Raw genomic sequence first — 23,184 nt, forward strand, 5'->3', positions numbered from 1 at the left:
CCTCAGTTCGAAGCGACTTTCACCGGCGAGTCGGTCTCGACCGCGGCGAAACCGTTCTTGGCGCGTTCAAGCCACTGAGCATAGACCTCATCCGAGACGACCTTCACGACGATCGGCATGTAGGAATGGGCCTGACCGCACAGTTCCGAGCACTGGCCGAAATAGACGCCTTCCTTGTCGGCGTTGAACCAGAGCTGCGCGATGCGCCCCGGAACAGCGTCCTGCTTGACGGCAAAGGCGGGCATCGCCCAGCTGTGGATCACGTCGGCACCGGTGACCTGCATCACGATGGTCTTGCCCTTCGGCACGACCACGGCATTGTCCGTCGCCAGCAGATACTCGTCCTCGGCATAGCCATGGGTGGCAAGGTCTTCCTTGGCCAGCATCAGCGCGTCGAAGGCCACGCCCTCGTCGGGATACTCATAGCCCCAGTACCACTGGTAGCCGGTGACCTTGATGGTGATGTCGGCGGCCGGGATCTCTTGCTGTTTCCACAGCGTCGGCAGCGAGAACGCGCCCACGACCACGAGAATGACGATCGGCACCAGCGTCCAGGTGACCTCGAGCGGCGTGTTGTGGGTGAAGCGCGCCGGCTTGGGATTGGCACGCTGGTTGAAGCGCAGCATCGCGTAGATGAGCAGCGCGAAGACAAACAGGGTGACCACGGTAATGATCGCCAGAAGCATCCCATCGAGCCACTGCTGATCATGCGCCAGTTCGGACGCGGCGGGCTGGAAGCCAAGCCCCATGTCCTTCGGCTTGCCGATGACCGGCAGCCCCGTGATCATATCCTGCGCGTAAACCTGCCCGGCCACCATGGCCGAAGTGATAGATGCCGCGAAACCGCGGCGGATTGACGCAAAGCGCATACGAATTTTATCTCCCTCTTGCGGCTCTCCCTGCCGCTTGCACAAAACCGATGCTTCCCTTCACCGGCTCGCGCTGTATGTATCCAACAGATACATATTCATTTCGCCCCGGCAAGAAAAAGGTGCGACAAGCTGTCGCTTTTCCTTGATCTTACGAAAGGAACGCCACATGGCCCAGGACCGTTTCGCCCCCTTCGAAAGCCAGATCGACGAGGCCGCCGCCCTGCGGATATTGCGCGAAGCGACCGCGGGTGCCGAGGATGGCGAGCTGTTCCTCGAACGGCGCCGCTCCGAGGCGCTGGTGTTCGATGATGGGCGCGTCAAGAACGCCTCTTACGATGCCTCCGAGGGATTCGGCCTGCGCGCGGTCAATGGCGAGGTTGCCGGATACGCCCATTCGACCGAGATTTCCGAGGCCGCGTTGAAGCGCGCCGCCGAGACCGCCCGGCTGGCCGTGGGCGATGGTGGCGGGGCAATGGCCGCCCCCCCGCCCGGCACGAACCGACATCTGTATACCGACGCCGATCCGATGACCGACGCGAGCTTCGGCGCCAAGATCGACATCCTGCGCGAGATCGACGCCTTTGCCCGCGCGCTTGATCCGCGCGTCGTGCAGGTCTCGGCCTCGATGGCCGCGAGCCTGCAAGAAGTCTTCATCCTGCGCCCCGAGGGCGGCCTCGTGTCGGACATCCGGCCGATGGCGCGGCTCAACATCTCGGTCATCGTCGAAGAGAACGGGCGGCGCGAGAGCGGCGGGCATGGCGGTGGCGGCCGCTTCGGCCTTGCCGGCCTGATCGAGCCCGCCCATTGGCAACCCGTCGCGCGCGAGGCGCTGCGCATCGCCCTGGTCAACCTGCGCGCCGAGCCCGCCCCGGCCGGGCAGATGGACGTGGTGCTTGGCCCCGGCTGGCCCGGCGTCTTGCTGCATGAAGCCGTCGGCCACGGGCTTGAAGGCGATTTCAACCGCAAGAAATCCTCGGCCTTTGCCGGGCTGATGGGCCAGCAAGTCGCCGCCAAGGGCGTGACCGTGCTTGATGACGGCGCCATCCCCGACCGGCGCGGCTCGATCACCGTCGATGACGAGGGCACGCCCTCGGGCCGCAACGTGTTGATCGAGGACGGGGTGCTCGTGGGATTCATGCAAGACCGCCAGAACGCCCGCCTGATGGGGGTCAGCCCCACCGGCAACGGGCGGCGCGAAAGCTTTGCCCATATCCCAATGCCGCGCATGACCAATACCTACATGCTCGGGGGCGAGGCCGACCCGGCCTCGATCCTCGCCGATCTGAAGGACGGGATCTATGCGGTCGGTTTCGGCGGCGGTCAGGTAGACATCACCAACGGCAAATTCGTCTTCTCCTGCACCGAGGCCTACCGGGTGAAGAACGGCATCGTCGGCGCGCCGGTCAAGGGTGCCACGCTGATTGGCGACGGCCCGACCGCCATGCGCCAGATCCGCGCCATCGGCAATGACATGGCGCTGGATCCCGGCATCGGCAATTGCGGCAAGGCGGGGCAATGGGTACCGGTCGGTGTGGGTCAGCCCACCCTGATGATCGGCGGGCTGACGGTGGGTGGCTCGGCCACCTGATTTCGGCGCGAAGCGGGAGACGCTAACGTCTTGTTAACCCTCCTCGTGCAAACAGGGAGGGCGAATGAGACGGAGGCGCGGATGAAAGCAGATCTGTTTTCCTGCCACACCCCCTTCACCCCACCCACCAAGGTAGAAGACGAACTGTCGTTCCTCCGGCTCATTCGCTCGCGCCGCGTCGGGCCCGCGACCTTTCACCGACTGCTGGCCGAGCATGGCTCGGCCCGTGCCGCATTGGCGGCCTTGCCCGAGGTCGCGAAGTTCGCCGGGGTCGCGGGCTATGAGCCCTGCCCCGAAGGTGTCGCGCGGGCCGAGTTGCGGGCGGGTCGCAAGGCGGGCGCGCGGCTGCTGATCTGGGGGCAGCAAGACTACCCATCGGCCCTGCACGATATCGCCGATCCGCCCCCGGTGCTTTGGGCGCTTGGCGATGTGGCGCTGCTTGCACGTCCCTGCGTGGCGCTTGTCGGCGCACGCAATGCCTCATCGCTTGGCGGGCGCATGGCGCGGCGGCTGGCGCAGGATCTGGGTGAGGCGGGGTATTCTGTCGTCTCGGGGCTGGCGCGCGGCATCGATGCCGAGGCCCATCGCGCCGCCCTGGCCACAGGCACCATCGGGGTGCAGGCGGGCGGGATCGACGTCATCTACCCCAGCGAGAACGCGGAACTGGCCGAACAGATGGCCGTCTCGGGCCTGCGGCTGGCCGAGAACGCGCCCGGCACCAGCCCGCAGGCACGCCACTTCCCGCAGCGCAACCGGATCATCGCCGGCCTGTCGATCGCAACCATCGTGATCGAGGCCGCCGCGCGCTCGGGCAGCCTGCTCACGGCGCGCATGGCACTTGATCAAGGGCGCGAGGTGATGGCCGTGCCGGGCCATCCGATGGATGAACGCGCCAGCGGCTGCAACGCGCTGATCCGCGACGGCGCGACGCTGGTGCGCGGGATTGACGATATCCTTGAGGTTCTCGGCGCAGCGCCGGAAACGCCGCGCAAGGCACCCCCGAAGCCGCGCGTCATCTCGACCGCCCCGAAGCAGACGTCGCCGCTCCCCCTCGGTGACGAACCGCTTGGCCGTGCGATCCTGGAACGGCTCGGGCCAAGCCCGACCCCCGAAGACGCGCTGATCCGCGATCTGGGTTGCGATGCGGCCAGCTTTGCGCGGGCGCTGATGGGCCTGGAACTCGACGGGCTGATCCTGCGCCAACCGGGCGCGATGATCGCGCGCGCCTAGAAATCAACCATGCCGATCGCGCGCAGGGTGGCGCCCCAAGCGCCCGCGCCACGCCTTTCGGGCGTTCTCGGCACGACCGCCAAGTATCATTGACATTCGACCCGGATGCCCCACATGGTCCGCCCCCAAGTGCATTTCTGGACCGATAAAGAGGAACTCATGGCCGTTGTTGTTGTCGAATCCCCCGCCAAGGCCAAGACAATCAACAAATATCTGGGCTCTGACTACACGGTTCTGGCCTCGTTCGGCCATGTGCGCGATCTGCCCGCGAAAGACGGCTCGGTGGACCCCGAGCATGATTTCGACATGAAATGGGAGGTCGCGAGCGACTCGAAAAAGCACATCAAGGCGATCACAGACGCGCTCAAGGACGATGACGAACTGATCCTTGCAACCGACCCTGATCGCGAGGGGGAGGCAATCTCGTGGCACCTTGAGCAGGCCTTAGCGAGCAAGCTGACCAAGAAGAAGGTCAGCCGCGTGACCTTCAACGCGATCACCAAGGCCGCGATCTCCGAGGCGATGCAGCACCCCCGTCAGGTCGATACCGCGCTGGTCGAGGCCTATCTTGCGCGCCGGGCGCTGGACTATCTGGTGGGCTTCAACCTCTCGCCGGTGCTCTGGCGCAAGCTGCCAGGGGCGAAATCGGCGGGGCGCGTGCAGTCGGTCTGTCTGCGCCTGATCGTCGAGCGCGAGATGGAGATCGAGGCCTTCAAAGCCCGCGAATACTGGACGGTGACGGCAGAGCTGAGCACTCCGCGTGGTCAGACCTACACCGCGCGTCTGACGGTTCTGGGCGGCAAGAAGCTTGAGAAATTCGACCTTGCCACCGCGACCGATGCCGAGATCGCCGTGCATGCGGTCACCTCGCGCGATCTGACGGTCAAGTCGGTCGAGGCCAAGCCCGCCAGTCGCAACCCCTACCCGCCCTTCATGACCTCGACCCTCCAGCAAGAGGCAAGCCGCAAGTTCGGCATGGGCGCAAAGGCCTGCATGTCGGCGGCGCAGCGGCTCTATGAGGCGGGCTACATCACCTATATGCGGACCGACGGCATCGACATGGCGCCCGAGGCTGTGATGGCCGCACGCGACGCAATCAAGACGCGCTTTGGCGAGAAATACGTCCCCTCCTCGCCGCGGATGTACAAGAACAAGGCCAAGAACGCGCAGGAAGCGCACGAATGTATCCGCCCGACCGATATGAACCTAGGGCCAGAAAAGCTGAAGGTCGCCGACGATCAGTGGAAACTTTACGATCTGATCTGGAAGCGCACCCTCGCCAGCCAGATGGCTGCCGCAGTGATGGAGCGCACCACCGTCGATGTCGGCTCCAAGGATGGCGAGGTCGAGTTGCGCGCGACCGGTCAGGTCGTGACCTTCGACGGCTTCCTCAAGATCTATGACCAGGGCCGCGACGATGACGAGGGCGATGACGGCGCGCGCCTGCCCCAGATCATGCAGGGCGAAGAGGCCAAAAAGGGCCAGATCACGCCCGATCAGCACTTCACCCAGCCCCCGCCGCGCTACACCGAGGCGACGCTGGTCAAAAAGATGGAAGAGCTCGGCATCGGGCGGCCTTCGACCTATGCCTCGATCGTCACCACGATCCAGGACCGCGGCTATGTGCGCAAGGACAAGAACCGGCTGATCCCCGAGGATACCGGGCGGCTGGTGACTGCCTTCCTGACGAACTATTTCCGCCGCTATGTCGAATACGATTTCACCGCCGATCTTGAAGATCAGCTCGACGACATCTCGGCGGGCGACCGGCCGTATAAAGAGGTGCTGGCGCGGTTCTGGCGCGATTTCTCGGCCGCGCTTGGCGAAACCGCCGAATTGCGCATCGGCGAGGTGCTGGAAAAGATCGACGAGGTGCTGGGGCCGCATCTTTACCCGCCGCGCGCCGATGGCGGCGACCCACGCGCCTGCCCCACTTGCGGGGCCGGGCGTCTGCACCTCAAGACCGCGCGTTCAGGCGGGGCCTTCATCGGTTGCGGCAATTACCCCGAATGTCGCTACACCCGCCCGCTCTCGGCACCCTCGGACGAGGACGGCGCAAACCTTGACGGCAAGATCCTGGGCGAGGATGGCGGCGAGCAGATCACCCTGCGCATCGGCCGCTTCGGCCCCTATGTGCAAAAGGGCGAGGCCACCACAGAGGCCCCGAAACCGCCGCGTGCCAGCTTGCCCAAAGGCTGGTCGCCCGAGTCGATCGACCTTGAGCGCGCGCAGATGCTGCTCAGCCTGCCGCGCGAAATCGGGATCCACCCCGAGGATGGCGCGCTGGTCGAGGCCGGGATCGGCCGCTATGGCCCCTATGTGAAGCACAACTCCACCTACGCAAACCTACCCGAGGTCGATGAGGTCTTCACCATCGGCATGAACCGCGCAATCGAGGTTCTGGCGCAGAAAGCCGCGCGTGGCCCCGGGCGCGGCGCCGCCGCCAAGCCGCTCAAGGAACTCGGCGAGCACCCTGATGGCGGGCCGGTTCAGGTCATGCCCGGCCGCTACGGGCCCTATGTCAAATGGGGCAAGATCAACGCCACCCTGCCCAAGGACGTCGAGCCCGAGGCGATCACGCTGGAAGAGGCCCTGCCCCTGATCGAGGCCAAGGCATCGAAGGGCGGCAAGAAGAAAGCCCCCGCCAAGGCAGCCAAGGCCACGAAAGCAGCCCCCAAGAAAGCCGCTGCGAAAAAGCCGGTCGCCAAGAAAGCGGCTCCGAAAAAAGCCGCCGCGAAGAAGACCGCCGCGGACTGAACCCGGCAAGAAAAGGGTGCGGCCCGCCCGGACGCGCCCTTTTTGCCCCGCGAAGCGGCGGTGAGCGCAAACAAATCCTCCACGCTGCAACGCCGCAATTGACACCTGCGCCCCCCTTCGTCACAAATTCTTCCGACGGAAACGGGAGGATCCCATGAAGAAGGTTTACGGATCGGCGAAGGAGGCCCTCGACGGGCTTCTGTTCGACGGCATGTTCATCGCTGCGGGGGGCTTTGGCCTGTGCGGCATCCCCGAACTGCTGATCGACGCGCTGGTGGAGAGCGGGGTGAAGGATCTCACCATCGCTTCGAACAACTGCGGCGTTGACGGCTTCGGCCTGGGCAAGCTGCTCGACACCAAGCAGATCAAAAAGATGATGTCGTCCTACGTGGGCGAGAACGCGGAATTCATGCGCCAGTACCTCTCGGGCGAGCTGGAGCTGGAGTTCAACCCGCAGGGCACGCTGGCCGAGCGGATGCGCGCGGGCGGCCACGGCATCCCCGGCTTCTACACCAAGACCGGTGTGGGCACCGTCATCGCCGAGGGCAAGGAGCACAAGGACTTCAACGGCGAGACCTATATCCTCGAGCGCGGGATCTTCGCCGATGTCTCGATCGTCAAGGCCTGGAAGGCCGACGAAAGCGGCAACGCGATCTTCCGCAAGACCGCGCGCAACTTCAACCCGCCGGCGGCCATGTGCGGCAAGGTCTGCCTGATGGAAGTCGAAGAGATCGTGCCCGTAGGCTCGCTCGACCCCGACCAGATTCACCTGCCGGGCATCTATGTGCACCGCCTGATCAAGGGCGAGCACGAGAAGCGGATCGAACAGCGCACCGTGCGCAAGCGGGAGGCCTAACCCATGTGGGATCGTAACCAAATGGCGGCCCGCGCCGCCAAGGAACTGAAAGACGGCACCTATGTGAACCTCGGCATCGGCATCCCGACGCTGGTTCCGAACTTCATCCCCGAGGGGGTGACGGTGACGCTGCAATCGGAAAACGGCATGCTCGGCATGGGCCCCTTCCCCTATGAGGGCGATGAGGACCCGGACCTGATCAACGCGGGCAAGCAGACCATCACCGAAGTGCCGAACACCGCCTATTTCGACAGCGCGACCTCGTTCGGGATGATCCGCGGCGGCAAGATCGCCATGGCGATCCTGGGTGCGATGGAAGTGGCCGAGAATGGCGATCTGGCGAACTGGATGATCCCCGGCAAGCTCGTCAAGGGCATGGGCGGCGCGATGGACCTGGTGGCGGGCGTCAAGCGCGTCGTCGTGGTCATGGATCACGCCAACAAGCACGGTGAATCGAAGGTGCTCAAGGAATGCACCCTGCCGCTGACCGGCAAGGGCGTGGTGGACCGGATCATCTCGAACATGGGCGTGATGGACGTGGTGCCGGGCGGCCTGAAGATCGTCGAGCTCGCCGATGGCGTGACCGAGGCCGAGCTGCGCGCCGCCACTGAGGCGACCATCGTCGACTGAGAATGACCGAAAGCCCCGCCCATTCGGCGGGGCTTTCGCCTGCCGCACGTGCTCGGCACCCGACTTATGAGGGCCGGAAATTGTCGCCCCATCCTCAACAACTCCACAATCCCGCCCAATTCTGTCGCTAAGTTCACATCAATGATGAGCATGAGCCCGCACAGATCCGCGCCCCCCAAATCCCGCCGCTGGCGGGATTGGGCGCTTTTGGGCGGCCTTCTGGTGCTGGTGGGCGCAGGGCTGACGGGCCTTGCCTCGGCCACCGGCTGGGCCGAGACCTGGGCGCAGATGCGCGCCTTGCATCTATGGCAGGTCGCCGCCCTTCTGGCGCTGTCGCTATCGAATTACGTCCTGCGCGGCGCGCGCTGGCACCTGCTGGCGCAGCGTCTTGGGCTGCGCACCGGGCTTTTCCAGAACCTGCGCCACTATCTGGGCGGCTTTGCCATGTCAGTCACGCCGGGCCGCGTGGGCGAGTTGGTGCGGATGCGCTGGCTGCGTCGCGAGACCGGCTGGCCGGTCGAACGCAGCGCTCCGCTTGTGCTGATGGATCGCGCAGGCGATCTGGCGGTGATGGCGCTGATCCTCGCGCTTTCGATCTCGCTCGCTGCCGGGGGCATTGCGGGGGCGGTGCCGGTTGTCATACTTGCCCTTGCCGCCGCTATCGTGGCGACACGTCCGCGCCTGCTGAGCGCGCTGATCACGCTGAGCCACCGCGCCGTCGGGCGGTTCTCGCGCCTCTTTGCGCGGGCACGCGGAGCCGCACGGCTCTTGTCGCGCTTCTCGCACGGGCCGACGATGGCGCTCGCGCTGGCGCTTGGCTTTGCGGGCTGGATGGCCGAGGGCGTCTCGTTCCACCTGCTTCTGGTCTGGATGGGCGCCGATATCGGCCTGTGGAAAGCCGTCGCGATCTTTGTCTTTGCCACGCTCGCGGGCGGGCTGACGGGCGCGCCGGGCGGATTGGGCGGGGCCGAGGCCGCGATGGTCGCGCTCCTTAGCCTCGAAGGCATCCCGCTTGAGGTCTCGGTCCCCGCGACGGCGGTGATCCGACTGACGACCCTATGGTTTGCCATCGGCATCGGCCTTATGGTGTTCCCCTTGGCCGAGCGCCTGTCACTGAAGGCCCAAGGGTAACACGATGCGCTGGACACCGCAGGAATATGCCGGATGGGGACGCGCGCTGCGCGCCAGGGGCGAGGTTGCCCGCCCCCAGAACCCCGATGACCTTCTGGCCTCGGAAACCGCGCCCGCCTTCGGGATGCGGCGCTCCTATGGCGATGCGGCGCTGAACTCGGGCGGGCGCGCCATCGACATGAGCCAGCTTGACCGGATGCTGTCGTTCGACCCGGAGAGCGGCGAGCTGCATGTCGAGGCCGGCGCGCGCATCGGCGATATCGCCGCGGCCTTCGCACCGCGCGGCTGGCTGCCCGCCGTGATGCCAGGCACCGGCTTTGCCACCGTCGGCGGCTGCATCGGTCAGGACGTGCATGGCAAGAACCACCATCTTCTGGGCTCGTTCTCCGAGCATGTCTCGGAGATCACGCTGATCCAGCAAGGCGGCCCCGTGCGGGTCACCCCCGGATCGGCGCTGTTTCGCGCCACGGCGGGCGGGCTTGGCCAGACCGGGGTGATCACCTCGGCCAAGCTGCGGATGCGGCCCTGCAAGGGCGATGTAATGATCGTGACCAAGCGCCGCGCGGCGGATTGGGATGAACACGTCGCCCTGCTCGATGCCTCGCGCGCGACCTATACCGTGGGCTGGATCGACGCCACCGCGACCAGTGCCGCCCTTGGCCGCGGTATCGTCGAGGAAGGTGAAAGCGGCGCGGGGCTTGTGCGGCAACGCGACAAGGCGCGGCGCGTGCCGATGGATGCCCCACATTTCGCGCTGGCCGCGCCCATCGTGCAGGTCTTTAACTGGGCCTATTACCACCGCGTGCCCGCGCGCGGCCGCACGCTGGTCAAGCCGATGGCGGATTTCTTCTTCCCGCTCGACAAGATCCACGACTGGAACCGGCTTTACGGGCGGCGCGGCTTCCACCAGTTCCAATGCGTGGTGCCGCTCGCCGCCGTGGATGAGTTGCGCGCGATGCTCGAAGAGATCGCCAGTTCTGGCCTTGCCTCGCCGCTCGCGGTGCTCAAGCGCATGGGGCCGGGGCGCGCGGGTTATCTCAGCTTCCCGATGGAGGGTTACACCCTTGCCGTCGATTTCCCCAACCGCGATGCCGCGCGCGCGTTGATCAAGCGGCTTGAGGCGCGCACCGCCGACGCGGGCGGGCGGCTTTACTTCGCCAAGGACAGCCTGGCCGAGGGCGCGCAGATCCGCGCCATGTATCCCGAACTTTCCGACTGGCAGCAGGAAGTGGCGAAGGCCGACCCCGAGGGCGCCTATGTCACCGACCTGATCCGCCGACTGCAACTGAGGACCACGACATGATGAAAAGCTGGATCGTTCTGGGCGCGGGTTCCGCCATGGCCCGCCCGCTGATCCGCCGCCTTGCCGCCGAGGGTTGCGCGTTGTTCCTGGCCGGTCGCAACACAGATGCGCTGGAGCCGCTGGCCGCCGACTGCCGCCTGCGCGGCGCGCGGCTGGTCGAGGTGATGCAGTTCGACGCGCGCAACCATGGCAACTACGCTGCCCTCATCGATCGCCTCGCCGCCGAGGAGGACGAGATCAACGCAATCTCCTTCGTTGGTTCGATGCCCGATCAATCCGCGATCGACGCCGACCCCGAGCTGATCAAGGGCGTCATCGCCGACAGCTTCACCGGCCCGGCCACCTTCCTGCAACAGCTTGCCCCGCTGCTGGAGCAGCGCGGCTCCGGCACGATCGTCGGCATTTCCTCGGTCGCGGGGGATCGCGGTCGGCTTAACAACTACGTCTATGGCGCGGCCAAGGGGGCGTTCTCGACCTACATGTCGGGTCTGCGCAACCGCTGCGGGCGCAAGGGTGTGCATGTGATGACCGTCAAGCCCGGCCCGGTCGACACGCCAATGACCTATGGCATGAAGATGCCCTTCATGACGACGCCCGAGGCCGTGGCCGAGGATATCCTCAAGGGCATCCGCCGCCGCCGCAACGTGATCTACACGGCGCCGATCTGGCGGCTTGTCATGCTGGTGATCCAGCACATCCCCGAGCCGATCTTCAAGAAGATGTCCTTCTGAGATCAGCCGCCGAACCAGACCTGCCACAGGCCCGCCGCCCAAAGCATCAGGCTGAGCGTGATCATCAAAAGCCCGAGCCCGAACTTGTCGCGCAGCGCGAAAACGATCGGATCGTAATCCTGCCTGCCATACCAGCCAAGCGCGACCATCCGGATCAGCCACCAGGCAATCGGGATCAGCGCGACCCACAAGAGCCATGTGTCGGGGTAAAGCAGCCGCGCCTGATCCGAGAACGAATAGAGGAAGAAGATCAGGAGCGCGCCGAAAACGCCGATCCCGGCTACGTTGAGCAGATCGCCCCGGTCCGCCCGGCCATAGCCACGGCCCGGCAGGCGTTCGTCACTGGTGGCAAGGGTCAGCTCGGTCAGGCGCTTGACGCAACCAAGCGTCAGGAACACCGGGAAGACGAAGATCAGCATGTAACTTGAGACATCGACCTTTGCCGCTGCGGCGCCCGCCACCACACGGATCGTGTAAAGCCCAGCCAGCGTCGTGATATCCACCCACCGCATCCGCTTGAGTTTGAGCGAATAGGCCAGCGACGTGATCATGTACAGGATGATCACCCCCAGGAACCACGGGTTCAGCACCGCCGCGATCCCAAGGGCCAGCGTCGCCAGCCCCAGACAGGTCATCATGCCCACCGATATGGGCACCGCGCCGCGCGCGAAGGGGCGGCGCTTTTTCGTGGGGTGCAGCCGGTCAGCCTCAAGATCGAGAAGATCGTTGACGATATAGATCGACGAGGCTGCCGCCGAGAACGCCACGATCCCCAGAAGGATCAGCCCGAAGGTCGCCAGATCGAAGCGGTGCGACGCGATCAGCGGCAGGAACAGCAGGATGTTCTTGACCCATTGGTGCGGCCGCAGCGCCTTGATCAACGCCTGTCCCGACCAGGCGCCGGGCAGGTTGACGATATTCTTGCCCTCCTCCGCCAGACGGCGCGAGGCAGGCACGTCGCCAACCACCAGCGCATTCTCGGCATGGGACCAGATCGCCATATCGGTGGCTTCGTTGCCGGCATAGTCGAAGCCGCCCTCGCCGAAAGCCTCGACCAGTGCCTCGGCCTTGCGTGCGCCCTTGAGGTTGGTCACCCCGTCCGACGCGAAAACCCGTGCCGACAGGCCGTAGTGCTCGGCCAGTTCCTGCACCTGCCGCCGATCCGAGGCCGAGGCCAGAACAACCTCGCGCCCCTCGCTCGTGGAATGCAGCGCAAGCTCGGCCACCGCCGGGTTGACCGGCATCAGATCAAGGCGCAGATGCACAATGTCGGCCAGCTCGGCCTTCAGCCGCGCGGGATCGCGCAAAAATCGCAGCGCCTTGAGGGTCGCGATCGGGTCGCGCCCAAGCCCTGCCCAGAATGCCTCGAACAAAAGATCGGTCTTCAAAAATGTGCCGTCGATATCCAGCACCAACGGCTTCAGATCGGCCATTATTATCCTTTCACGGCGAACACACAGCCGTCGGTCACAAGCTCGGGCGGCGTCAGGCACAGGCCCCGGGCCACCTGCCAGGCGGCAAGCACCTTGGGCACGTAATCGCGCGTCTCGGCATAGGGCGGCACACCACCGTTGTTCTTCACCGCATTCTCGCCCGCGTTATAAGCGGCGATCACCATCAGCGGATCACGGTCGAATTCCTTCATCAGCCAGTCGAGATAGGCCACCCCGCCGCGGATGTTCTGCATCGGGTCCTTGCTGTTGGCCACGTTGAAGCGCTTGGCCGTCGCGGGGATCAACTGCATCAGGCCCACGGCCCCGGCCTTCGAGACCGCCTCGGCCCGACCACCGGATTCGGTCGAGATCACCGCCAGCACCAGCGCAGGCGAAACCTCGGTGCCGATCGTGGCGGCCAGAATATCCTGCCCGTGGCGTTGCGCGATGTCCTGAAGATGCGCCAGCCGCGGCGCGCGAACAGATTGCCCGTCGGGACCCGCGCTCAGCACATCAAGCGCCTGCGGAAAGCGCCCGTCCCGCTCATTGATGCGCGGCGAAATGGCGTTCCAGAACCAGGCATAACTGGTCGGCCCCTTGGGTTTGCCGGATGCCCCGTCGCCCGTCGGCGGCGGGCGGCGCACCGGAACGAAGGGCTTGGCAGCCGCCACCTCAAGCGCGCGGCGCTGCTCCTCGGGGTCGATCTGGATGGTGATGAAGCGTTTCGTTCCCGGCGCCGGCGGCACGACGCGCTTGGGCTTGATCTCATTGACCTGGGCCGGAGCCGTTTCGGCATGCATCGGGGCGGCCGCAAGGGCCGTGCAGATCGCCACTGTCATTGCCCCTAAGATGCGCATGTGCGCCACCCTGCCCCGCCCGCAATCAAGTCTTTGCAAGAGTTATTCAAGAATCTGCCGGCAAAATCCAGAAAAAGGCATCGAATAACGACGATTCGACGGGTGATTCTGCGTTTTCGCAACAGTATCCAACTGCGATCAAACGTGTTTTTTGTATTTTTTTTACGTTATATTTCAATTGCTTAGACGTATGATCACGAGAAGATTAACACTTCGCAAAATGACCAAAAGTCCGCCCAAATCCCGCCACGATCCGGGGGCCTTATTAGCCCATACCGCGATGCAACGGACCAAGTTCAGAGGTGGATCCAGCGTGGCGCGGAAGGAACCAGACCCAAGGAGAGACCTATGAAACTGTTCAAACTGACCCGCAAGTTCCACAACGAAGAAGACGGCGCTGTGACCGTTGACTGGGTTGTGCTGACCGCCGCCATCGTCGGCATCGGCGCCTTCGCCCTTTCGCTGATCCGCACCGAGACCCGTGAGTTGGCCACCAACATCGCCGACTACATCGGTTCGCAGAGCGTCTCGAGCCAGTAATTCGCTCGCATAGATTACCTCGGAGAGGCCGCGCATCTGCGCGGCCTTCTCTATTCCTGCGTGGGCGGATGGGTGATCGGAGCAGCAGGGCAGAGCGGCGCTTTGCGCGGTCTTTTCCTCATATACGCCCCATTTTCGCCCTCAATTACCTTTAGAACCGATCGAACAACCCTGATGAACGCCATTTGGCAGGAGTTAACCGTGATGACCAATGTCATCTTGAAAAGCCTACGCCGCCGGAGCCGCGACGAAGATGGTGCGGTCACCGTCGACTGGGTCGTGCTGACGGCAGCCATCGTGGCGCTCGGGGGCGTCTTCGGAGGTATGATCGGCAAGCAGACCGGCATTCTGGGGAATGCGATCGGCAGCTTTATCGGCTCGGTCGAGGTTCCCTCGGCGAACAGCAACGGCTGAACGGGCCATTCAGTATCGGTCGCGCGGCGGCCTGAGTAGTATTCGGGGGCACCGCGAGCGCCCCCACCAAGAGAGGAACGGAATATGCGTCTGATCGTTGGTCTTGTTCTGGCCGCCGGCGTGGGTCTGGGAGGCGTTGCCGTTTACATGGCGCAGGGGCAGATCGCCCAGTTTCAACAGGAGCGCGACTACCTTGTCGCGGCACAGGCTAAGGCACCCAGGCTTGCCGACGTCGTCGTGGTCAAGCGCCAGCTCAAATATGGCGAGCGCTTCTCTGCGGCCGATCTCGAAGTAATCAAGGTGCAAGCCGGCAAGACGCCCGAAGGAACCTTCAGCCGCATCTCGGCTCCGCAAGGAACCCCCGAGGCCGCGGCCGCTGTTTTCCTCGACGGCGAAACCCGCCCGCGCTCAGCGATGCGTACCTATGAGGCCAATGAGCCGCTTCTGGCCAAGAAGGTTACCGACGCCGGCACGGATGCCGGGATCCTCGCGAATCTGTCGGCGGATATGCGCGCCTTCACGATCCGCGTCGATGTCAGCTCCGGCGTGTCAGGCTTCCTGCGCCCCGGCGACCTGGTTGACGTTTACTGGTCGGGCGCAATCGGCGATCAGCCGGTGACCAAGCTGATCCATCCGAACCTGCGCCTGATCGCCATCGACCAGAGCGCGGACGCCGACCGCTCCGAAGAGACCCTCATTGCACGCACCGTCACTGCGGAAGTCACCCCCGAGCAGGTGGCTGCGCTGACGCTGGCGCAATCGACCGGGCGGCTGACGCTGTCGCTGCTTGGCCGCAACAACACCGCATCGGCGGGCCCAATTGAAATCGACCGCGACAGCCTTCTCGGAATCGAGCAAGCCGAGGTGGTGAAAGTCGACGCGCCCAAGGTTTGCACCGTCAAGACCCGTCGCGGCAACGAAATCGTCGAGACCCCGATTCCCTGCACCAACTGAGGTAAAAATACCCTGTTGGTGTGGGTTCCATGCAGCACAAACACACGAATCCACATGAATCTCGGCCTGCAATGGGTTGATTATTGCAAAATTTCGTGAAGTGCCGCATGGTCTGGGAAAACTTGACATCAACTCACCCAAAACGGGCAACAAGACCTGTGGCAGGTGCGTGATCGGAGAGGCAGGATCACAATGAATATAAAAAGCTTTGTTAAGGCATGCCTGCTGGGGACCGCGCTTGGCGTCGCAATTCTTGCGCCTGTCAACGCGGAAACTTTGCGTGTCATGTCGGGTTCGGCGTCGAGCCCGCTCAATGTTCCCATGAACCGCGCCGTCGTGGTGGAAAGCGATCAGCCCTTTGCTGAACTCTCCATCGCCAACCCTGGCATTGCGGACATTACCACCCTTTCGGATCGCACGATCTATGTGCTCGGCAAGGTGCCGGGACGGACCACGATGACGATCCTCGGGCCGGACGGAAAGCTGATCTCGAACGTCGAGGTTCAGGTGACCCCGGACATCGCCGAGTTCAAAGAGCGTCTGCAGCAGATCCTCCCCGGCGAAAAGATCGAAGTGCGCACCGCCAATGACGGCATCGTGCTTTCGGGGACGGTGTCCTCGATCACCAAGCTCGATCGTGCGCTGGACCTGGCCCGTCGCTATGCGGGCGACCGCGTGTCGAACCTGATGATGGTCGGCGGCACCCAGCAGGTCATGCTCAAGGTGCGCTTCGCTGAAATGCAGCGCGCCGTGTCGAAAAACCTCGCCGCCTCGCTTGGCGTGCGCGGCACGGTCGGCGGCGGCTCGGCCCAGACCGGTACGATCATCGGCACCGGCAACTTTACCGCCGAGGGCGCCCTCGAAAACGCCTTTGACAACGGCATCCTGCCGGTCGACCCGAACAAGACCGGCGCGCTTGGCCTTGGCTTCACCGCTGGCAACCTCGAATTCGCCGTTCTGCTCGAAGCCCTTGAATCCAAAGGTGTCGTGCGCACGCTGGCCGAACCGAACCTGACCGCGCTTTCTGGCCAGCAGGCCAAGTTCCTCGCGGGCGGCGAATATCCGATCCCGGTCGTGGATGACACCGGCGTGTCGATTGAATACAAACCCTTCGGCGTCGAGATGGCCTTTACGCCGCGCGTCGTCGATGGCGACCTGATCAACCTTGAAATCGCGGCCGCGGTTTCGGCGATCGACACCACGGTGACGATGTCGTCGGGCGGCTTCTCGGTCAACGCGTTCAAGCGCCGCGAAACCTCGACCACGGTCGAGATGCGCGACGGCGAGAGCTTTGCCATCGCGGGCCTGCTGCAGGATGACTTCACCGACCTGAACGACCAGATCCCGTGGCTTGGCGATGTGCCGGTGCTCGGGGCGCTGTTCCGCTCGGCCGAGTACAAGCGCGCGCAGTCGGAACTCGTGATCATCGTCACTCCGCATCTGGTCAGCCCGACCCGCGGTGAGGCCCTTGCCCTGCCGACGGATCGTGTGCGCCTGCCGTCCGAGGCAGAGCTGTTTCTCTTCGGCAAGACTGCCGGTGACAAGGCGCCGAAGACCGGTGCGGCTGCGGAAGTGGCCAAGCAGGACTTCTCGGGCTCCTACGGCTATGTGATGGAGTGAGCTATGCAGATGCAGGATTTGAAAAAGATGCGGATTGCGGGGCTCATGGCCACTGTTCTGGTGCTTGGCGCCTGTGCGGGCGGCACGCAGCGGTTTTACGCCGAGGCGGGGTCTGAATACGACACCGGCGGCTTCGGTGACGCGACGATGAACAACACCTTGGTGATGTCGGGTGAACGCGACTACGCGATCAGCCTCACCAAGAAGTTCGCCGCCGACGTGCAGAACACCGTCAACTTTGCTTTCGACTCGTCGGTCCTCGACGAAAGCGCCAAAGCGACCCTGCGCAAGCAGGCCGACTGGATCCGCCAGTTCCCCGAGATTCGCTTCCGCGTCTACGGGCACACCGACCTTGTCGGCTCGAGCGGCTACAACAAGAGCCTCGGGATGCGCCGCGCGCAGGCGGTTGTCGCCTATCTCTCGTCGCAGGGCATCTCGCGCTCGCGCCTCGAGGCGGTCGTTTCCTTCGGCGAAACACAGCCCCTCGTCTTTACTCAGGCACCGAACGAGCAGAACCGCCGCACGGTGACCGAGGTTTCGGGCTTCGTGGGCAAGGGCAAACCGTCCGAGCTGCACGGCAAATATGCCGAGATCATCTTCCGCGAATACGTCGGAAGCGCCATTCCGGCTCAGGAAACGGTGCAGCCGAAGGTTTCCGGCTCGGGCGGCTAAGCGCGCCAGACAGGATTGAAAAGCTTTGGGCGGACCTTGGAAACAGGGTCCGCCCATTGCGTTTCATCGTCTCGGATTACCCCACAATTGGAACAATCCGGCCCAAATGTCGCCAAGATTGGCCGCGATCTTAGCCTCTAGCAGGACAGGTGCGACCAGCGAGTCGTATCCGGGTTTGCGTAAGAACCTGGGCATCCCACGTCATCTCTCCCAGGAGATCGGCCGCAGCCCGCGCATTAAAGGACCAGAGGCAATGAGTGCAGCTCCTCTTCTGAATACCGAACCCGCACCCATCGTCGCGTGCACGGTGTCCCGGGATGTCTCGAACTTCGACCTCCTCATCGAGGATATGGAGGTCGAGCTTGGCGAGAACTGGGGCGACATCAGCTTTGATGACGCCATATTGTTCTTCTCGCAGCCCGAGGCACAAAAGCTTGAGTTCATCGCGATCGCGATCGACGCCGAGGACGAGGCGCAGATCCCCCGGATTTCTTCGATCATCTCGACCGCCAAGGCCAAGGGCATCCGGGTGATTCTGATCGCCGAGGAGGTCAGCCCGATCGCGTTGCACCAGCTTCTGCGCCTTGGCGCGGATGATTTCGTGCCCTACCCGCTTCCCTCGGGCGCCCTGCATGAGGCGATCATCCGCCTCGGCCAGGTGGAGAAGCCCGTCCTTGGCTCGGCCGATTCGGTCAAGCCAAGCGCGACAGGCGGCCATGACGGTGTCGTGCTTCCGGTGCACGGCCTTGCCGGCGGCGTGGGCGCCACCACCTTCGCGGTCAACCTGGCCTGGGAACTGGCCACGATGGGCGAGGCAGCCAAGAAAACCGGTGCGCAGTCGCCGCGCGTCTGCCTGCTCGACTTCGATTTCCAATATGGCTCGACCTCGACCTATCTCGATCTGCAGCGCCGCGAGAATGTGTTCGAGATGCTTTCGGACGCGACCCATCTCGACGCCGAGACCTTCATGCAGTCGCTCGTGACCTTCGAGGATCGTCTGCACGTCCTGACCGCCCCGGCGGATATGCTGCCGCTCGATATCGTCAGCGGCGAGGATATCACGCGCATCGTCGAACTGGCACGCCAGAATTTCGACTTCGTTGTGATCGACATGCCCTCGACCGTGGTCAGTTGGACCGAAACGGTGCTCAACCTGGCGCATGTTTACTTCGCGCTGATGGAGCTCGACATGCGCTCGGCGCAGAACACGCTGCGCATGATCCGCGCGCTGAAATCCGAGAGCCTCCCGGTCGAGAAGCTGCGCTACGTGCTGAACCGCGCTCCGAAATTCACCGACCTGACCGGTAAGGCCCGCGTCAAGCGGCTGGCCGAAAGCCTGGACATCTCGATTGAGGTTCAGCTGTCGGATGGCGGCAAGCAGGTCACCCAGTCGAACGACCATGGCGTTCCGCTGGCCAGCACAGCGGGCAAGCTGCCGCTGCGCAAGGAAATTCAGAAGCTTGCCCAGTCCATCGCCGAGCTGAACCGCTCGCTCGAAGCCGCGCAGGCGTAATTGTTCAGGTAAGAGGTCGCAATGTTCTCGCGCTACAAGAAGACGACACCCGGACCCAACAACGCGCCGCCGCCGCCCGCTGGCGAGTCGCGCGCCCCTTCCCCGGTTTCATCGGCTGCCCCCGCGGAGCCGGTGCGTTCTCTTGTTCAGCGCCGTCCGACGACCGGCCAGCCCGGCACTCCGGCGGATGTGATCGCCGCCGACAAGGAGAAGAAGCGCAAGGAACGGCTGAGCGACCTGCGGGTCGAACTGCACAAGCGCCTGCTGGAAAACCTCAACCTTGCCGCGTTGGAGCGCGCGACCGAAGCCGATCTGAAGGCCGAGATCGCCGCCATCGCCAGCGAGGCGATGACCGAAATGGCCGTCGCGCTGAGCGCAACCGAGCGCGCGCAGGTCAACCAGGAGCTTTACGACGAGGTCATGGGCCTCGGCCCGCTTGAGCCGCTGCTCAAGGACGAGACCGTCTCGGATATTCTCGTGAACGGCCCGCAGCAGATCTTCGTCGAACGCGGCGGCAAGCTGCACCTGTCCGACATCACCTTCAAGGATGAGAAGCACCTGCTGCGCATCATCGACAAGATCGTCTCGGCCGTGGGCCGGCGGGTCGATGAATCGAACCCCTATGTCGACGCCCGTCTGGCCGACGGATCGCGTTTCAACGCGATGGTGCCGCCGATTGCGGTCGATGGCTCGCTCGTCTCGATCCGGAAGTTCAAGAAGGACAAGCTGGGCATCGACGATCTCGTCAAGTTCGGCGCCTTCACCGAAGAGATGGCGGTCTACCTTCAGGCCGCCGTCGCCACGCGCCTGAACGTGATCGTCTCGGGCGGGACGGGTTCGGGTAAGACGACCACGCTGAACGCGCTTTCGTCCTTCATCGACAATTCGGAACGCATTCTGACGATCGAAGACACGGCGGAACTTCAGCTGCAGCAGACCCACGTGGGCCGGATGGAAAGCCGCCCGGCCAACGTCGAGGGTAAGGGTGCCGTGACACAGCGCGACTGTTTGCGCAACGCCCTGCGGATGCGCCCCGACCGCATCATCGTCGGCGAAACGCGCGGCGAGGAAGTCATCGACATGCTCCAGGCCATGAACACCGGCCACGACGGCTCGATGACCACGATCCACGCGAACTCGGCGCGCGACGGTGTCTCGCGTCTGGAGAACATGATCGCCATGGCGGGAATCGAGATGCCGATCAAGGCCGTCCGCTCGCAGATCGCCTCGGCTGTGAACCTGATCGTGCAGGCCTCGCGTCTGCAGGACGGCTCGCGCCGCATGGTGTCTATCACCGAGATCACCGGCATGGAGGGCGAGGTCATCTCGATGCAGGAGATCTTCAAGTACGAGCGCCTCGGCCTTGCGCCCGATGGCAAGATCATTGGCCGCTTCACAGCGACCGGCGTGCGCTCGCATTTCGCCGACCGTTTCCGCCAGTGGGGCTATGACCTGCCGGCGTCGATCTACGAACCCGTGCAAGACTGAGAGGGCAGCAAATGATCATCTCCTCTACCCCGATCATCTACGGCCTGATCTTCCTGGCGGTCATCCTGATCGTCGAGGGCATCTACCTGCTGGCCTTCGGCAAGTCGATCTCGCTTAACAACCGGGTCAACCGTCGCCTCGAGATGCTCGAAAAGGGCACCCGGCGCGAGGAAGTGCTCGAGATGCTGCGCAAGGAAGCCACCCAGCATATGCAGGTGCGCTCGATCCCGCTCTACTCGATCCTGGCCAACAAGGCGCAAAAGGCCAATATCGCCTTCTCGCCCAAGGCGTTGATCGGCGTGATGGCGCTGGTCTGCATGGTGGCCTTCGGTGGTCTTTCTATCGCCACGCAGGCGGGGCTGCCCGTGCGTATCGCACTGTCGCTGCTGATGGGTGTGGGCGGCGTTTATTTCTGGATCTCCTCGAAGGCGCGCAAGCGCATCTCGCTGGCCGAAGAGCAACTGCCCGACGCGGTCGAACTGATGGTGCGCTCGCTGCGCGTGGGTCACCCCTTCTCGTCGGCCATCCAGGCGGTGGCGCGCGAGATCCCCGATCCGATGGGTTCGGAGTTCGGCATCATCGCCGACGAGGCCGCCTATGGCCGCAACGTCGCCGAATCGCTGCGCGAAATGGCCGAGCGCATGGACATGCAGGACTTGCGCTTCCTTGCCGTGGCCGTTTCTATCCAGCAGACCTCGGGTGGTAACCTTGCCGAGGTGCTCGAAGGTCTGGCCAAGGTGATCCGCTCGCGCTTCCGCCTGTTCCGCCGGGTGCGCGCGATTACGGCCGAACCGCGCTGGTCCGGCATTTTCCTGTCGGCCTTTCCGATCGTCGTGCTGATCATCATTCAGATCGTCTCGCCCGACTACTATGACACCGTCAAGCCGACCCAGTACTTCATGCCGATGGCATTGCTCGTCTTCGTGCTGCTCGGGCTGAACGTCCTCTTCATGAAAATCATGACCACGATCAAGGTCTGAGGCGCACCATGGACCAGAACAAGATATTCGAGTTGCTGACCGACAAGCTGGGCCCCCTGGGACCGGTGATCGCACTGGCTGGCGTGGCGATGCTGCTGATCCTCGCGGTGCTGCCGGTCTTGCTGCGCAAGCAGATCGACCCGCTCGACAAGCTGCGCGCCGCAAAGGGCGCCGAGGCGGCGGTTGCCGCCGCAGCGGGTGGCGGGGCGCCTGCCAAGGGCAAGCCGGGCAAGGGGCTGCGCTACAATAGCGGCACCGACAAGCTCGACCGCTTTGCGGGCTTCCTGGAGCCCAAGAACAAGGACGAGATGTCCGAGTCGCGCAAATGGCTGGAGCGCGCCGGCTATCGCGGCCGCAATATCGTGCGCACCTTCCACGCGATCCAGTTCGCGATGGGCCTGACGCTGATGTTCTTCGGCGCACTCTACGTGGTCATTCATAACTCGACCAACGAAGAAGCCCTGCCGATGACCAAGATGCTGGTCGCGATTCTGATGCCGGGCGTCTTTGGCTACTACGCGCCCAAGCGTTGGGTGAACCAGCGTGTCTCGGCCCGTTCGCAGGAAATCCAGAACGGCTTCCCCGACGCACTCGACATGCTGCTCGTCTGCGTCGAGGCCGGCCAGTCGCTCGACCAGGGTATCATCCGCGTGTCGAAGGAACTCGGCACCTCCTACCCGGCGATCTCGCAGGAATTCGAGGTCATCGCGCAGGAGATCAAGGCCGGTAAGGACAAGACCACCGTTCTTCGCGCCTTCGGCGAACGCGCCGGTGTGCCCGATGTACAAAGCTTCGTCACCGTGATGATCCAGTCGCAGCAGTTCGGCACCTCGATCGCCGAGGCCTTGCGCCTCTACGCCGCCGACATGCGCGACAAGCGCATCATGCGCGCCGAGGAAGCGGCGAACAAGGTTCCCACCAAGATGACGCTTGGCACGATGCTGTTCACGGTGCCGCCCCTTCTGATCATCCTTGTCGGTCCCTCGGTCCATGATATGATCGAGAACTTCAAGATGATCAAAATTGGACCATGATCCCAAATAAGCTCGGTGGCCGCCTCGTCGTGGTCTTCTCACTGGCCCTTCTGGCCGCCTGCTCGTCCGGTTTCGGCGGCGGCGGCCTTTCGGGTTCTGATGGGGGCCCCTATGCCCCCGGCACCGCCCGCGGCGATGGCGTGGACGGCCTGATCGTCGGGCACCGCCTTGTTGAGGCGGGCGAGTACGAGCTCGCGCTCAAGGCCTATTACCGCGCCGCCGCCAAGCAGGGCGCTACGGTTGACGTGCTTTCGGCCATCGGGTCGACCAATCTCAAGCTCGGGCGCCTTGGCCAGGCCGAACAGGTGCTGCGCCGCGCCATCGAGGTCGACGAAACCTTCGTACCCGCCTGGAACAACCTTGGCGTGGTCCTGATGGAGCGCGGCCATATCGCCGAGGCAGCCCGCGTCTTCCAGACAGCCTATGCGCTCGACAGTGGCGAATCTGACGCGATCCGCGATAACCTTAGGCTCGCCCTCGCAAAGATGGACAAACCTGACTATCCTGAGGATGAGGAAAAAACTTTCACGCTGGTCCGGCGGGGTGTGGGTGAATATCTCCTGCTGACCCAGCAATAAGGC

The 23,184-nt window shown here is 64.1% G+C and carries 21 protein-coding genes; 18 read left to right on the forward strand and 3 right to left on the reverse strand.

Annotation, left to right across the window (positions count from 1 at the left end):
- Positions 1-2: 2 nt before the first annotated feature.
- Complete coding sequence (coxB, locus tag N3C64_RS05355; RefSeq protein WP_236021039.1) at positions 3-818, reverse strand: cytochrome c oxidase subunit II; 816 nt, start codon at positions 816-818, stop codon at positions 3-5.
- 220 nt (positions 819-1,038) lie between these two features.
- Between coxB and tldD the strand changes: the two genes are divergently transcribed.
- From tldD to N3C64_RS05395, 8 genes are all read left to right on the forward strand, one after another.
- Entirely contained in the window at positions 1,039-2,460 is a 1,422-nt protein-coding gene (gene tldD / locus N3C64_RS05360; protein ID WP_260012582.1) for a metalloprotease TldD, read from the forward strand.
- A gap of 81 nt (positions 2,461-2,541) precedes the next feature.
- Positions 2,542-3,690: a DNA-processing protein DprA gene (dprA, locus tag N3C64_RS05365; protein WP_260012583.1), complete on the forward strand. Its 1,149-nt coding sequence runs from the start codon at positions 2,542-2,544 to the stop codon at positions 3,688-3,690.
- Between the two features lie 159 nt (positions 3,691-3,849).
- Complete coding sequence (gene topA / locus N3C64_RS05370) at positions 3,850-6,447, forward strand: type I DNA topoisomerase (RefSeq protein ID WP_260013094.1); 2,598 nt, start codon at positions 3,850-3,852, stop codon at positions 6,445-6,447.
- Positions 6,448-6,601: 154 nt separating this feature from the next.
- Positions 6,602-7,303, forward strand: a complete 702-nt coding sequence (locus N3C64_RS05375; protein WP_218628762.1) for a CoA transferase subunit A — start codon at positions 6,602-6,604, stop codon at positions 7,301-7,303.
- Between the two features lie 3 nt (positions 7,304-7,306).
- Positions 7,307-7,933, forward strand: coding sequence for a 3-oxoacid CoA-transferase subunit B (locus N3C64_RS05380; protein ID WP_218628763.1), 627 nt, complete (start codon positions 7,307-7,309; stop codon positions 7,931-7,933).
- Positions 7,934-8,083: 150 nt separating this feature from the next.
- Positions 8,084-9,064 carry a lysylphosphatidylglycerol synthase transmembrane domain-containing protein gene (locus N3C64_RS05385; RefSeq protein ID WP_311201865.1) on the forward strand — a complete coding sequence of 327 codons (981 nt, stop codon included), beginning with the start codon at positions 8,084-8,086 and terminating at the stop codon, positions 9,062-9,064.
- A 4-nt stretch (positions 9,065-9,068) separates the two neighbouring features.
- Complete coding sequence (locus N3C64_RS05390) at positions 9,069-10,367, forward strand: FAD-binding oxidoreductase (protein ID WP_260012588.1); 1,299 nt, start codon at positions 9,069-9,071, stop codon at positions 10,365-10,367.
- On the forward strand, positions 10,364-11,098 hold the full coding sequence (locus N3C64_RS05395; RefSeq protein ID WP_260012590.1) for an SDR family oxidoreductase: 735 nt from the start codon (positions 10,364-10,366) through the stop codon (positions 11,096-11,098). Before N3C64_RS05390 ends, N3C64_RS05395 begins: the two co-directional genes overlap by 4 nt.
- Positions 11,099-11,100: 2 nt before the next feature.
- On the opposite strand, the gene N3C64_RS05400 is transcribed toward N3C64_RS05395, so the two are convergent.
- On the reverse strand, positions 11,101-12,531 hold the full coding sequence (locus N3C64_RS05400) for a UbiA family prenyltransferase (RefSeq protein ID WP_260012592.1): 1,431 nt from the start codon (positions 12,529-12,531) through the stop codon (positions 11,101-11,103).
- A gap of 2 nt (positions 12,532-12,533) precedes the next feature.
- Positions 12,534-13,370 (reverse strand): lytic transglycosylase domain-containing protein, encoded by an 837-nt coding sequence (locus tag N3C64_RS05405; RefSeq protein ID WP_375546096.1) that lies wholly within the window; start codon positions 13,368-13,370, stop codon positions 12,534-12,536.
- Positions 13,371-13,736: 366 nt separating this feature from the next.
- On the opposite strand from N3C64_RS05405, the gene N3C64_RS05410 reads away from it, so the two are divergent.
- From N3C64_RS05410 to N3C64_RS05455, 10 genes are all read left to right on the forward strand, one after another.
- Positions 13,737-13,928 (forward strand): hypothetical protein, encoded by a 192-nt coding sequence (locus N3C64_RS05410; protein WP_218628769.1) that lies wholly within the window; start codon positions 13,737-13,739, stop codon positions 13,926-13,928.
- 204 nt (positions 13,929-14,132) lie between these two features.
- The gene (locus N3C64_RS05415; RefSeq protein WP_236021002.1) at positions 14,133-14,342 is read left to right on the forward strand and encodes a hypothetical protein; all 210 of its coding nucleotides are present in this window, start codon (positions 14,133-14,135) and stop codon (positions 14,340-14,342) included.
- 84 nt (positions 14,343-14,426) lie between these two features.
- Positions 14,427-15,296 carry a Flp pilus assembly protein CpaB gene (gene cpaB / locus N3C64_RS05420; protein ID WP_218628770.1) on the forward strand — a complete coding sequence of 290 codons (870 nt, stop codon included), beginning with the start codon at positions 14,427-14,429 and terminating at the stop codon, positions 15,294-15,296.
- 192 nt (positions 15,297-15,488) lie between these two features.
- Complete coding sequence (locus N3C64_RS05425; RefSeq protein WP_260012593.1) at positions 15,489-16,916, forward strand: type II and III secretion system protein family protein; 1,428 nt, start codon at positions 15,489-15,491, stop codon at positions 16,914-16,916.
- Between the two features lie 45 nt (positions 16,917-16,961).
- On the forward strand, positions 16,962-17,588 hold the full coding sequence (locus N3C64_RS05430; RefSeq protein WP_260012595.1) for an OmpA family protein: 627 nt from the start codon (positions 16,962-16,964) through the stop codon (positions 17,586-17,588).
- A gap of 253 nt (positions 17,589-17,841) precedes the next feature.
- Positions 17,842-19,101 (forward strand): CpaE/TadZ family protein, encoded by a 1,260-nt coding sequence (locus N3C64_RS05435; RefSeq protein ID WP_260012601.1) that lies wholly within the window; start codon positions 17,842-17,844, stop codon positions 19,099-19,101.
- 21 nt (positions 19,102-19,122) lie between these two features.
- Complete coding sequence (locus N3C64_RS05440) at positions 19,123-20,589, forward strand: TadA family conjugal transfer-associated ATPase (RefSeq protein WP_260012603.1); 1,467 nt, start codon at positions 19,123-19,125, stop codon at positions 20,587-20,589.
- Positions 20,590-20,600: 11 nt separating this feature from the next.
- Positions 20,601-21,569, forward strand: coding sequence for a type II secretion system F family protein (locus tag N3C64_RS05445; RefSeq protein ID WP_218628775.1), 969 nt, complete (start codon positions 20,601-20,603; stop codon positions 21,567-21,569).
- 8 nt (positions 21,570-21,577) lie between these two features.
- A complete protein-coding gene (locus N3C64_RS05450) occupies positions 21,578-22,603 on the forward strand; it encodes a type II secretion system F family protein (RefSeq protein WP_218628776.1) in 1,026 nt (341 codons plus the stop codon).
- Positions 22,600-23,181 (forward strand): tetratricopeptide repeat protein, encoded by a 582-nt coding sequence (locus N3C64_RS05455; protein ID WP_218628777.1) that lies wholly within the window; start codon positions 22,600-22,602, stop codon positions 23,179-23,181. The genes N3C64_RS05450 and N3C64_RS05455 overlap by 4 nt, the downstream gene beginning before the upstream one ends.
- Positions 23,182-23,184 lie beyond the last annotated feature (3 nt).

It is taken from the genome of Sedimentimonas flavescens, from assembly GCF_025154035.1.
In the GTDB taxonomy this organism is placed as follows: domain Bacteria; phylum Pseudomonadota; class Alphaproteobacteria; order Rhodobacterales; family Rhodobacteraceae; genus Rhodobacter; species Rhodobacter flavescens.